10 protein-coding genes are annotated in these 13,541 nt (G+C 43.0%); 6 read left to right on the top strand and 4 right to left on the bottom strand.

Features of this window, described 5'->3' with window-relative positions; translation table 11 throughout:
• The first annotated feature begins 302 nt into the window (after positions 1–302).
• A complete protein-coding gene (locus H6G41_RS14905) occupies positions 303–1,106 on the top strand; it encodes a creatininase family protein (protein ID WP_190746957.1) in 804 nt (267 codons plus the stop codon).
• A gap of 106 nt (positions 1,107–1,212) precedes the next feature.
• Here the strand turns inward: H6G41_RS14905 and H6G41_RS14900 are convergent, their stop codons facing one another.
• Positions 1,213–1,566: a helix-turn-helix transcriptional regulator gene (locus tag H6G41_RS14900; RefSeq protein WP_190746956.1), complete on the bottom strand. Its 354-nt coding sequence runs from the start codon at positions 1,564–1,566 to the stop codon at positions 1,213–1,215.
• Positions 1,567–1,646: 80 nt separating this feature from the next.
• Here H6G41_RS14900 and trxA point away from each other — a divergent pair, with 80 nt between their 5' ends.
• The 5 genes from trxA to H6G41_RS14875 all read left to right on the top strand — a co-directional run bounded on the left by trxA (position 1,647) and on the right by H6G41_RS14875 (position 5,696).
• Positions 1,647–1,973 (top strand): thioredoxin, encoded by a 327-nt coding sequence (gene trxA, locus H6G41_RS14895; RefSeq protein WP_096641598.1) that lies wholly within the window; start codon positions 1,647–1,649, stop codon positions 1,971–1,973.
• 133 nt (positions 1,974–2,106) lie between these two features.
• Positions 2,107–3,219 carry an alkene reductase gene (locus tag H6G41_RS14890; protein ID WP_190746955.1) on the top strand — a complete coding sequence of 371 codons (1,113 nt, stop codon included), beginning with the start codon at positions 2,107–2,109 and terminating at the stop codon, positions 3,217–3,219.
• Between the two features lie 105 nt (positions 3,220–3,324).
• On the top strand, positions 3,325–3,990 hold the full coding sequence (locus H6G41_RS14885; protein WP_190746954.1) for a nitroreductase family protein: 666 nt from the start codon (positions 3,325–3,327) through the stop codon (positions 3,988–3,990).
• 162 nt (positions 3,991–4,152) lie between these two features.
• On the top strand, positions 4,153–4,857 hold the full coding sequence (locus tag H6G41_RS14880) for an SDR family NAD(P)-dependent oxidoreductase (RefSeq protein ID WP_190746953.1): 705 nt from the start codon (positions 4,153–4,155) through the stop codon (positions 4,855–4,857).
• Between the two features lie 140 nt (positions 4,858–4,997).
• Positions 4,998–5,696: a glutathione binding-like protein gene (locus H6G41_RS14875; protein WP_190746966.1), complete on the top strand. Its 699-nt coding sequence runs from the start codon at positions 4,998–5,000 to the stop codon at positions 5,694–5,696.
• A gap of 192 nt (positions 5,697–5,888) precedes the next feature.
• Here the strand turns inward: H6G41_RS14875 and H6G41_RS14870 are convergent, their stop codons facing one another.
• The 3 genes from H6G41_RS14870 to smc form a co-directional block, all read right to left on the bottom strand.
• A complete protein-coding gene (locus H6G41_RS14870) occupies positions 5,889–8,072 on the bottom strand; it encodes a family 10 glycosylhydrolase (protein ID WP_190746952.1) in 2,184 nt (727 codons plus the stop codon).
• A gap of 534 nt (positions 8,073–8,606) precedes the next feature.
• A complete protein-coding gene (locus tag H6G41_RS14865) occupies positions 8,607–9,587 on the bottom strand; it encodes a PRC-barrel domain-containing protein (protein WP_190746951.1) in 981 nt (326 codons plus the stop codon).
• A gap of 58 nt (positions 9,588–9,645) precedes the next feature.
• Positions 9,646–13,317 (bottom strand): chromosome segregation protein SMC, encoded by a 3,672-nt coding sequence (gene smc / locus H6G41_RS14860; protein ID WP_190746950.1) that lies wholly within the window; start codon positions 13,315–13,317, stop codon positions 9,646–9,648.
• Positions 13,318–13,541: the final 224 nt, after the last annotated feature.

The following is a 13,541-nucleotide window of genomic DNA, read 5'->3' as shown; positions in this document are numbered from 1 at the left end:
GATGTCAATACATATAAGGCTTTTGGCAAAATAAAGATGCTTTTTTTGTGTTTATATGAGTGCTATAACTAATAATTTGGCATAATAGCTACTGAAGAACCCTAATTTTTAGGGAATTTTGAATTGTTAATACTTGGTGTAAACATATAGCAATTCTAAATGATTTGTGAAATATTATATGTAGGTTTGTTGGCTGTTGACTGTTGACAGTTAACAGTCAACAGTCAACAGCCAAAACCGATATTTTTCACAACTAAAATAGGCTCGCTATAGTAAGCTAAAAATAGCGTGATATTAATCAAATGCATAGCTTCATACCTCCAGAACGCTTTTTTCCTTACCTCAGTTGGACTGACATTCAACAGATGCCAAATAAGGAAAATGTAGTCATTATTCAACCAGTAGGTGCAATTGAACAACATGGCCCCCATCTACCGCTAATTGTTGATGCTGCTATTGGTGTTGGGGTGTTGGGGAAAGCTTTGACAAAACTTGATTCTAGTATTCCTACTTATGCTTTACCCAGTATTAACTATGGTAAATCTAACGAACATTGGCACTTTCCCGGCACCATTACTTTGAGTACGGAAACTCTCACAGCCACAATTATGGAAGTGGGAGAGAGTATTTACCGGGCTGGGTTTAGAAAATTAGTGTTGATGAACTCTCATGGCGGACAACCGCAAGTCATGCAAATGGCCGCGCGAGATTTACATGTTAAATATGGTAATTTTTCGGTATTTCCGTTATTTACCTGGCGTGCACCTAATATTACCAAAGAATTGCTAACTCCCAAGGAAGCTAAGTTAGGTATGCACGCCGGTGATGCGGAAACCAGTTTGATGTTGGCACTTTTACCGGAACAAGTAAAACTCGATAAAGTTGTAGCAGAGTATCCACCAGAACAACCACAAAGTACATTGCTGAGTTGGGAAGGTCAATTACCTGTAGCTTGGGTCACAAAAGATATCAGTAAAAGTGGGGTTATTGGTGATGCAACAACCGCAACCAAAGAAAAAGGCGATCGCATTCTCGAATCCTTATCCGATGGCTGGGTGCAAGTAATTAGTGATATTTATTACTTTCAACCACCACAAGTTGGTTAATAGTCAGTTGTCAGTTGTCAGCGATGCACTGAAGCTCACCCGAAGTGTTGTCAGTTGTTTTCCTGATGCCTCATCTTCCCATGCTCCCTGCCCCATGCCCTATGCCCTATGCCCTATGCCCCAATACCTGCTTATCGGCTGTAGCACAAATATTTAATGGTTGAGCTGATTGCAAAACTGCATTTAACAATCCGGGGAATAGGGCTTCTAAATCTTCACGCCGCAATTTGTTGATGTGCTGTGTTCCTTCTTTATGGGTCAGTACTACCCCTGACTCCCGTAAAATCTTAAAATGATTGGACATTGTTGATTTGGCGATCGCAAAATCAAACCCCGCACAGCATTGCTCGCCCTTGGTAGCTAACAGTCGGACAATTTCTAGCCTTACCGGATCGCCTAAGGCGTATAGCACTCCCGCTAATGTAATATCTTTTCGGTCTGGATGATACAAAAATCTCATAGTTGCACTATCTCATAAAATCGCTTATATTTTACTTATTCGATATTATCGAATAATAGAATTAAATCAGGAGGACAATTATGTCATCCGTTACAAGTGTCACGGAAGCAACATTTAAGCAAGAAGTTCTAGAAAGCCAAGTTCCCGTCCTAGTAGACTTTTGGGCACCTTGGTGTGGCCCTTGCAGAATGGTAGCTCCGGTTGTCGATGAGGTAGCTACCGAATACGATGGCCAGGTGAAAGTAGTGAAACTGAACACAGATCAAAATCCTACCGTCGCCAGCCATTATGGTATTCGGAGTATCCCTACGTTAATGGTATTTAAGGGAGGCCGACAAGTCGATACGGTTGTGGGTGCCGTGCCCAAAACCACTTTGGCTAAAACTTTAGCACAGTATATTTCTTAAAGTTAACAGTCTAGAGTTGGGCATGGGGCATTGGGCATTGGGCAAAATTCATTTTTTCTTCCCCCTGCTCCCTGCTCCCTGCCCCCTTGCCTTCCCAAGCTATGGGCGATTGTTTATACTGAAAATTTGAGCAATGAATAATAATATCAACTTGTTCTCTCCTTACCAGTTGGGTGATTTAGAACTGCCCAATCGGATAGTTATGGCTCCCTTAACTAGGCAACGAGCCAGTGAGGGTAATGTACCCCATTCATTAAATGCTACATACTATGAGCAACGTGCTTCTGCTGGATTAATTATTGCAGAAGCAACTCAAATTTCACCCGAAGGACAAGGGTATCCGAATACGCCAGGTATTCATTCACCAGAACAGGTGGCGGGTTGGAAGTTGGTAACGGATGCTGTACATCAGCAGGGAGGGAGAATTTTTCTGCAACTGTGGCACGTAGGCAGGATTTCTCACCCCGACTTGCTGCCAAATGGGGTATTACCTATAGCACCTTCTGCTATTACACCTCAAGGTCAAGCATTCACAAATGAAGGATTCAAACCTTTTGTGACTCCCCGGGCTTTAGAAACTTCTGAAATTCCAGGAATTGTAGAGCAGTACCGTCAAGCAGCAGTAAATGCTCTAGCTGCGGGGTTTGATGGTGTAGAAATTCACGGAGCTAATGGTTATTTAATTGACCAGTTTCTCCGGGATGGTACGAACCAACGAACAGATGAATATGGGGGTAGTATTGAGAACCGCGTCCGCTTTTTACAAGAAATTGTAGAAGCAGTTACTAGCGTTTGGGATAGTAAACGGGTAGGAGTTCGCCTTTCCCCTAGCGGGACATTTAACGATATGCGTGACTCTCATCCTTTTGAAACTTTTGGTTATACTGCACAAGTATTGAATCAATTTGATTTAGCTTATCTGCATATTACTGAGTATACAGACGCAGATATCAGATATGGGGGAACACCAATACCGACTAATTATATTCGGGAAAGGTATACAGGTACACTGATTGTCTGTGGTGGTTATACGGCGGAAACAGGTAATGCTGTTTTGGCGAATCAACAAGCTGATTTAGTCGCTTTTGGCATTTTATTTATTGCTAATCCCGATTTACCGCGACGCTTGGCTTTAAATGCTCCTTTGAATCAGCCAAATCCAAAAACCTTCTATGGTGGCGGGGAACAGGGATATACAGATTATCCGTTTTGGTCGCCTGCTAGCGAACCAGCAGTGAATTTATAATTGTTCTGGCGTAGTGAGTAGCAACCTTTTACACTAAGAAAGTATTTAGTCCGATAATCAGAATCGCTATCACAGCGTCAGAATTTCAACAATCAGGAGAATCTCATGAGCGCGATCGCACCTACTCAAATCCTAGATGTACCTACCGCTATTCTTCAGCGTCGTTCTATCAAAACTTTTAAATCAGATCCCATAGCTCCAGAACTGCTCAAGCAACTAGTAGACTTAACAGTAGCCGCACCTAGCAGTTTTAATATGCAAGGTTGGCAAATTATTTTGGTGCAAGATGAAGCGCAAAAAGCAGCATTATCAGCAGCATCTTGGAATCAACAACAAATTGTTCAAGCACCCGTGACATTTGTATTTGCAGCCGATCCTTATGCTGGAGAAAAAGACTTAACACCCATTTATGAAGAAGCACTGAAAACTGGCGCTTGGAATGAGGGTACAGTCAATTATTTTAAAAATGCTATACCCCAATTCCAAGCTGGTTTAGGAGACAAGCGACGCGAATATGCGATTAAAGATGCAATCATTGCAGCTACCCATTTAGTACTTGCAGCCGAAAGCTTAGGATTATCCACCTGTTTTATGAATGGTTGGATTGAGGATCAAGTGAAAGCGGTGATTGGTGCAGCTGACGATCCAGATTTAGCGATCGCAGTTATTGTACCTGTTGGCTATGCCGCAGAACCACGCCTCAATCCCGGTCGCTTACCATTGTCTACTAACGTGTTTGTAGACACAATTGGTAACACTTATCAAGCTTAATTCTTAGCGATAATAAAGTTGACCCTGAGCGAAGCCGAAGGGTCAACAGTCAACAATCCTTTGTTTTTTGGCGCGTCGTTTGCTTCAAGATAGCTGGCTGATTGCAGGTTTAACATTTTCCCTAGCTCATCAGATTTTTTATCGTCAAGGAAAATTGCACCTATGCCAAAAATAGCTTTGCCAAAAACAGCTTTGATAGTTGGAGCAGGTAATGGATTAAGCGCCTCTATTGCCCGTTTATTTGCCCAATCAGGGCTGAAAATTGCCTTAGCTGCTCGTAGCATTGAGAAACTGACTCAGCTCAGTAGTGAGATTGGTGCAGTTAGCTTTGCGGCTGATGCAACAAAACCAGAGGAAGTAAACCAATTATTTAGCGATGTCGAAAATCAACTTGGTACCCCGACAGTTGTAGTATACAATCCCAGCTTTCGAGTACGAGGGCCTTTAATTGAACTCGATCCGAGGGAAGTTGCTAAAACTTTAGAAGTTACTGCTTATGGAGGGTTTATTGTTGCCCAAGCTGCTGCTAAAAGAATGTTACAGCAGGGAGGTGGGGCGATATTTTTTACTGGAGCTTCCGCGAGTATAAAGGGTTATCCGCAATCTGCACCATTTGCAATGGGTAAATTTGCCCTGAGGGGTTTAGCTCAAAGCATTGCGCGGGAATTAGCACCCAAGAATATTCACGTAGCGCATTTTGTCATTGATGGTGTAATTCGTGCCGCAGAACGCCAAGATCCAACAGATAATCCAGATAGTACTCTCGATCCGGATGCGATCGCCCAAACTTATCTCAGCATTTTAAATCAACCCCGCAGCGCTTGGACATGGGAAGTAGAATTACGTCCTTGGGTTGAGCGTTTTTAATTAAAGCAGCACTTCGGCTTCGCTCAGTGCCCGGTAGATGGCAGAAGGGAGACAAGGTAGATGAGGGAGATAAATAACTATTGCCCAATGCCCAATGCCCAATGCCCAATGCCCAATATCCAAAATCAGGAGAATCTACCATGATCGACTTATATTATTGGACAACTCCCAACGGTCATAAAATCACAATTTTCTTGGAAGAAGTTGGGCTTGCTTACAATATTATTCCAATAAATATTGGTGCTGGTGACCAATTTAAGCCGGAGTTTTTGCAGATTTCACCTAATAATCGAATTCCGGCAATTGTTGATCGTGAACCTGCAAATGGTGGTGCGCCAATTTCTGTTTTTGAGTCCGGTGCAATTCTGCTGTATTTAGCAGAAAAAACTGGAAAGTTAATTCCTCAAGATTTGCACCAACGAGTTGAGGTTTTACAGTGGTTATTTTGGCAAATGGGCGGTTTAGGGCCAATGGCTGGACAGAACCATCATTTTAGCCAATATGCACCAGAAAAAATTGACTATGCTATTAATCGTTATGTCAAAGAAACAGGGCGATTGTATGCAGTTTTAGATAAAAGATTGGCAGATAGAGAATTTGTGGCGGGCGATTATTCGATTGCTGATATTGCTGCTTATCCTTGGATTGTGCCTTATGAACATCAAGGTCAAAACTTAGAAGATTTTCCGAATTTAAAGCGTTGGTTTGAGGCAATTAAGGCACGTCCGGCAACAATTCGCGCTTATGAAAAGGCGGAGGAATTTAAAAATCAGGCATTAGATATTGAGAAGTCACGGGATTTGTTGTTTAATCAATCTGCTCAAACTATTAAACGTTAAGCCACACATTGTATAAGGCTTTTTAATTGCATCAAATAGAGGCATTAAATTGTCAATGATCTTCAGGGCACAACATTGTTGTGCCCCTACGTTTTTGATTATTTATCACCCAAATTTTGTCAATTGTCATTTGTTAATACAAGCAGTCAACCGTCAACTGACAACTGACAACTAACAACCGTCAACTGACAACTAACTAACCGTAATTACCACACCTAAACTCTCATTTGCTAACCTATTAACAGCGGAGACTGCATAAGTACCCGGCCCTACTGTGGCAAAGGTTGTACCCGCAGATAAAATTCGCTGAATTTCCCAATTATCTCCTGTTTGCCGATAAAGCACCCAAGAACGAACTGGTTGATTATCGCCTAGTTGCCAATTGAGTCTGCCATTTACATATTGCAGTGCGGTGGGGGGTGCTGGTGGTGTGGTATCGCGCCAAGGCATAATTGGCGGTACGGCAGGTTTGGTATAAAGCTGAGTTTGGAATTTATCAGCGATGCCTTGACTGTTTTGCATTAATACATCGAGATTAAAGAAGATGTTTCCTAAGGACAACTGTCCGGCTTGGCTACGGCTAAATATTACTTGCTTTTCAATCTCTCCACTTTCCCGACTCTTGTTACTGGGTTCGGTTAAATTGTTACCAGCATAAACGTGTTTTTGCTTGGTGTTTACTTGTGTCCACCACCGGAGTAAGGCAGAATAACTTTGTTGTGCTTGGTCGGTACGCCAGTAGAGTTGGGGTGCAATGTAATCAATCCAACCTTGTTCTAGCCATTTTTTGGCATCAGCATAAAGGACATCATAGGCATCTAAGCCGGTAATTCCTGCTGGTTGTCCGGGTCGGTAAATACCGAAAGGACTAATACCAAATTTAACATGGGACTTGGCAGCTTTAATTCCTTCAGCTAGACGCACCACCATGAGGTTGACGTTTTCTCTGCGCCAGTCACCGATACTCAATCCGCCGCCAGCTTGTCTATAAGTTTCATAGGTTTTGCTATCGGGGAAATTTTGACCGGATATGGGATAAGGATAAAAATAATCATCTAAGTGAACGGCATCAATATCATAACGGCGAACAACATCGAGAATGACGTTATAAGCTCTATCTTGGACTATTTGCACTCCCGGGTCCATCCATAGCTGATTACCCCATTGATAAACAACTTGGGGATTGGTGACAGCTATGTGGGGAATGACGTTTGTTCCTTGTCTAATTGAGGTTTTAGCGCGATAGGGATTGAACCAAGCGTGAACTTCAATGTTACGTTTGTGGCATTCGGCGATCGCAAACTCTAAGGGGTCATAAAATGGATCTGGTGCTTTTCCTTGAGTTCCTGTTAGCCAAGCACTCCAAGGTTCTAATGACGAAGCATATAGCGCATCCCCTTCTGGACGTACCTGCAAAATCACCGCATTAAAGTTGAGTTGCTGTAATCGTTTGATTATTCCTACTAATTCTGATTTTTGTTGTTCAGTCGGTAATCCAGCTTTAGAAGGCCAATTACTATTCCAAACTGCGGTTACCCACACACCGCGAAATTCTCGTTGATGATTTACCCTTACCGTATTTGCTGGTGTTGGGGTTGGCGTTGGTGTTGGGGGTGTAGGCGTTGGGGTTGGTGTTGGTATTGGTGTTGGGGTTGGCGTTGGTGTTGGTGTTGGTATTGGTGTTGGGGTTGGTGTTGGTGTTGGGTTGGGTGTTGGTGTTGGGGTGGGTGTTGGTGTTGGCGTTGGTGTTGATGAAGGTATTGGCGTGGGTGGGTTGACTAAATAAGCAGAGGTAATTTTATCTGCTTGCCCTAGGTAAACTAAAGCTTGATAAACTATGACAGCAACATCGGCACGAGTTGCCGCAATATTGGGGTTGAGTAATTTAATATTGGGATAGCTGGCTACTAAACCGACACTAGTAGCAATAGCTGCTTGATTTTTTGCATAGCCAGCGATCGCATTGGCATCTTGATAAAATTGGGACAGCTTATTTACCAAATCAGGTTTGATTTTAGCGCCAATATCCAAACCATTAACTATAGCAACAAAGACATCGCCCCTGGCAATTCTATTATTAGGGCGAAAAGTGCGATCGGGATAGCCACTGATAAATGCTGTTTCATAAGATTGTTCAATAGCACTAAAAGCCCAGTGGCTAGTAGGGACATCAGTAAAAGGCACATATTGGCGCTTTTGCGGTACTGTAAATACTTTCTTAATAATGGCAGCAAATTCCGCACGAGTTACTGAATTATCTGGGCGAAAAGTCCCGTTTGGATAGCCACTTAAAATCCGACGCGCTGATAAAGCTTCAATAAATAAGCGTGCCCAATGGTTTTTAATATCCGAGAATGATGTAGAAGTAGATACCATTGTTGATTGCACCTAGCTGTGATTTTTGATTCTCCTTAGTTAATTTAGCAACAGAAAGGCGATCGCGGTTGATATCTCAGTTAACAGCTAGAAACTATTGATTGCAAAAGCCATGACAATTGGAAATCATTCTTAAACCACTATATTCTCTGTTGTACAATCAATCGTGAGGGTTGTTGACTGTTGACTGGTAACGACACAACTCGTGTGGTAACGACACTAACTTGTGTGGTTACCAACGCAACTTGTGTGATAACGACACTAACTTGTGTGGTTACCAACGCAACTTGTGTGGTGACTTATCTTTTTTATTAATACTCTAGAGGGCATGGCACTGCCATCTGTTGTCTTCTTTTTTCAAATTGGTATAACAACATATCACCAACAGTCAACAGTCAACAGTCAACAGTCAACCGTCAACCGTCAAAAAATTAAACCCCTCCTCGTGTGCGAGGAGAGGCTTAAACTTAAACTTAATTACGAATTAAGAACTTGTACTGAACGAAGTTGAAGTATTACGAATTACGAATTAATTTAATATCCTTCTTCTTCGTATTCTGGCTGTTTCTCTTTCACCTTCTTGGGAATGTTCACGGGTTTTGGTTCATCTTCCCAAGCATCGCCTTCGACATCGTCGTAATCGTCGTATTCATCGACATATTGCTTTTTGTAGGGTTGGGCTTCAAATTTAGCAGGTTGTTCATACCTGTCTTTATCTGTCGCTTCACTCCAGTTGTCTTCTTCGTCATCTTCTTCGTATTGAATCGATTCGTACTGACGCGCTTGCATTACTTGGCGCTGGGGTCTTTCTTCTTCAATATAATCTTCATCCCATTCTTCTCTAGCTACGGGTTCGGGTGTGCGAACTTTTGGCTTGGGTGGCTGTAATGGTACACCACTTGGTAGTTGATTTCCAGGGGCGACGGTACGCGGTGCGGCGTAGTATTCTTCATCAGCATCTCTTTCCCAAGGTGCTTTACCAATACCCAGACGTTCAAGGACGCCAACTGATAATTGGGTGGTTCGTTCTTCTGCACCTTCAAAGACAATCAATCTACTGGGCCCTGTGCTGACGACTTCATCAATTGAAAGTTCGTAGGTACTTAGCACTTGTTCGGGAATTTGGGGTAATCCCAAAGAAGCGATGACGATGGAGTGCAATTTGCCATTTTCACCGTTGAATTTAAAGCCGCGCACTCTTCCTAATACTTCACCTGTTTCTGTAATTACTTCCCAGTTAATCAGGTTACTTAAGGTTTCAATTTCAATATCTTCGATTACGTCCTCGTTATCTACCAGGATGACATCCCCAATCTGGCTGATACTGCTCAGGTACATGTTGCGTGGTATACCAGAAATAGAGATCAGGCTGTCTCTCAAGCCAAGAGCCACAACCTCTCGTTGGTCAATATCCACCCAGACTTGACTAACGATACCTACTCGCTTACCGTTGTCGCGGGTAATCACCTGGGTATTTAATATGTCGGAACGCCTAATTATCTGTTCAGAGGTCATTCTATACCGAGTCCTGATCTCGAATCCGGTTAATCTATACACTATTATTAACAAAAACTCAAGCAGATGTATGGTCGGCTTGCAATTTAATTCCCAAAACTTGGGTGTAAGCTCCCCGTGCTTGAGTAACGCCTATTGTGCGTTCGGCTGATTCTATCATCGGGCGGCGCAAACTCACAACTATAAATTGTGCTTGTTTAGCCTGTTGTTTAATCATTTTAGCTAATCGTTCTACGTTTGCCCCATCCAAAAACATATCAACTTCGTCGAAGGCGTAGAAGGGGGAGGGGCGATAGCGTTGCAAAGAAAAGATAAAGCTTAAGGCTGTGAGGGATTTTTCACCCCCAGACATGGAAGCTAATCGCTGTACTGGTTTACCTTTGGGGTGAGCAACTAAGTTTAAGCCGCTACTAAAAGGATCTTCGGGGTCGTCTAGTTGTAAATAACCGTCGCCTTCGGAAAGGGTGGCGAAAATTGATTGGAAGTTTTCGTTAACTGCGTCGAAGGCTTCTTTAAAGGCGCGTTGGCGTAATGTAGTAAAGTTTTCAATGCGTAAAAGTAATTCGGTGCGCTCTCCTTCAAGGGTTTCCAGCTTTTGCGTCAGTTCTTGCAGACGGTTTTGGGTACGTTCGTATTCTTCTAAGGCCAGCATATTGACTGGTTCCATTGCTTGCAAACGTTTGGCAAGCGATCGCAATTCTTTCTGCAATTCTTCTAAGTCTACTTGATCTGGTACTTCTGGCAGTGGATCGGGTAATTCTGGCGCTAAGGTTTGCAGTTGTTCTCTGACGTTAACTAATTCCTCGCGCCTGGCGGTGAGGGTTTCTTGGAGTTTTTCTAGTTCCCATTCTAATTGTTGTTGCCGCAGGAGATGCGATCGCAGTTCTTGTTCGGTGCGATCGCGTTTTTGTTTTTCTTCCCCTAAATTCTGTTCCATCTCGCTCAATTTGGCGCGAATTTCGGCAATTTGGCTGCTGAGGGCGCTATGTTGAGTTGTAATGGTTGCGAGTTGATTTTGCTGGGTTTCTTGCTCTTGCTGGTACTGGGTAATCCGTTCTTCCGCTTCTTGGATTTTCTCTTGTAAGCGTTGCTGTTGATTTTCTAAATTTCTTAATCTTTGTTCTGCTTCCCGTAAAGCTGTTTCTCTTTGTTGTAATTGTTGCTCTTGGTTTTTAATTGTGGCTTGGATTTGTTGCCATTCGCTAGGGGTTTGGGAGGCTTCCAACTCTGCTAATGTTTGTCGCAATTGTTGCAATTGAGTTTCTTGTCCTGGTAATTCCCGATCCAAAACTTCCAAGCGGGATTGTGCTGTGGCAAATTTTTCGCTATTTTGGGCTAATTGCGATCGCGTGTTTTCTAACTGCGCTGTTAAGGTTTTAATTTCTTTTTGCAGCTGTTCTAATTGAATTTGCTGTTCTCTTCTGGCTTGACGCGCTTCTGTGACTTGCTGTGATAAAGTTTTAGCTTTGGTTGCGAGAGTAGAAATCGCTTCACCACACCGTTCTAAAACCTTCTCAATTTCCCCTAAACGTCTGCGTAATGCGGCGACTTCTTCCGGTTCTGCTGCTTCGCTGTTCCCAAACCGCAAAGATGAACGCTGGGTGTTACTACCACCAGTCATCGCGCCACTAGTTTCTAATAATTCCCCGTCTAGGGTGACAATCCGGTATAAGCCGAGGTTTTTCCGCGCTTGTTCTAAGGTGGAGAAGATAACAGTGTTACCAAAGACATAACTAAAGACATCTTTATAACGGCGATCGCATTCTACTAAGTTCACCGCATAGTTAACAAAACCGCTAGCTAATCGGAGAGTAGCATCTTGGGTAAATCTCGGCGGATTAATTTTATTTAACGGTAAAAATGTCGCTCTGCCGGCGCGTTTCTGCTTTAACAGTTCAATTCCCGCAGCCGCAACACCGTCATCTTCTACTACTATATGTCCCAATCTGCCGCCAGCCGCAATTTCTAAAGCTAGTTGATAGCGGGGTTCAACTCTGCCTAACTGTACCACTAAGCCACATAAACCAGGCATTCCCGATTGTAAAATCACCTTACTGGCTTGGGTTCCTTGAATTTCCTGCTGTGCTTGCGCTTGTGCTTCTAATTTATCTAACTGGCGCTGTTTTTCTCGCTGTTCTTGTAATAATCGCTTTTGGGTATCTTGTTGAATTTGCAGTTCTTGTTCTGTCGCAGCGAGATTTTGCGCGAGATTTTGAATCGGTTCGCTAGAACTGTTAAATTCTGTTTCTAAACGACTGCATTCAGCTTGTTTTGTCGCTAATTCCGGTTCTAAACTAGTAACTAATTGAGTTTGTTCTTGAATTTGCTGCTGTAACTGATCGTTCCGTTCTCTCAGCGTCGCTTGTTCGGTGCGTTGGGGTTCGAGAGTTTGCAGCAGCGTTTCAATTTGATGGTTTAACGCCGTTTGTTGTTGTACCCAAGCTTCGGAAGCGGAAGCGATTTCCGTTGCTGCTTGGCGAGAAGTTTCTAAAGCTTGTTGCGTCTCATCCCGTTGTTGCTGACAGTAAACAATCGATTGCTTTTCCACAACCTGAGTTTCTGCTATTTGTTCGAGGGAACGCTGATGTTGTTGAATTTCTTGCTGACTTTGCGCTTGGCGTTTCGTGATTTCTTGAATTGCAGTTTCTAATTCGCTGCGCTGACGCTGGAGTTGTTTGTGTTCGGCTTCTTGGGTAGCTAGGGTAGATTGTACTGCTAATAATTCCTCTTCACCCAAAGCTTTTACATGGGCGTTGAGTTGATCTAATTCAACAGTAGTTTGCTCAATTGTAGTATTTAGGGCGGTGAGTTCTGTAGAAAGTTCTGTGGATTTGCGATCGCCACTTTGAATTTGGTTAGCTAATTTTTCTTGCTGTGCTTGGAGGGAACGCCAAGATAAAACTGCTTCCCAAGATTGCTTTGCTAAATATTCCGCGCGGAGTTTTTGATATTTCTCCGCTTTGGCGCGGTCTTGCGACAGGCGATCGCGTTGTACAGTTAATTCAGTTTCAATAATCCGACAACTATCTTCCTTTTCCTTTACCTCATCTAAAGTCGCCTTCGCTTGGTGAATTTTGCGATCAAACGCTGCTACACCCGCTAATTCGTCAATAATTTCGCGCCGTTCTCTGGCGTTCATCGAGATAATACTGGTAACGTCCCCTTGCAGTACGACGTTATAACCTTCAGGATAAATCCGCAGGGTTTCTAAAGCTTCATGTAATTCCGTCAGCGTGCAAGAAGCACCATTAATATAGTAATTCGATGTATAAGTTCCTTGATAAGTCACCCGCAGCTTTCTGGTGACACTCCACTCATTTGATGTTTCTGGATTGGGAAGCTTAGAATTTGCCTTATTTTCTACGGTTTCTTCAGTTTCCTCGATTTCCTCAACTTCTACAACTTCTACTTCCTCTAAACTGTCGTGAGTTGACGCTTGAGTATCATTAATCGAAACCGCATCACTAATATCAAAAGTCACCGTCACGCTAGCTTCCACAGTCGCGCGACTTTTCGCCGTTTGAGTATTATTCACCAAATCCGGTAAGCGATCGGCACGCATTCCTTTAGAACTAGCCAATCCCAGACAAAACAGCAGCGCATCGAGAATATTCGATTTACCAGAACCATTAGGCCCAGATATGACAGTAAACCCCCCCAGTAAAGGAACTTGGGTGGTACCGCCAAAAGACTTAAAGTTGGTAAGTTCGACGCGCTTGACATGAACCATAGGCGCTATGCTGCTAGGCTAATGAAGTAAAAGTGTAGCAAGGAAATTTAGATTGTCTACTAATTCCGCTAGAGAATTTAGGATTTCTCCATTCCCAGAACAGTCAGGAGAGTTTAGCAGCATTGTTAATCAATTGGTATAGTTTTACGCAATCTTTCACCATTGCTATTCCCGTAAGGAAGCAGACTCTGCAAGTTGAACAATTGTACTAGCGTGAATATAGC

The sequence above is a fragment of the Tolypothrix sp. FACHB-123 genome (assembly GCF_014697075.1).
GTDB lineage: Bacteria > Cyanobacteriota > Cyanobacteriia > Cyanobacteriales > Nostocaceae > Aulosira.
Note: the sequence above shows the minus strand (reverse complement) of the source record. Positions and strands in the feature narration are given on the sequence as shown.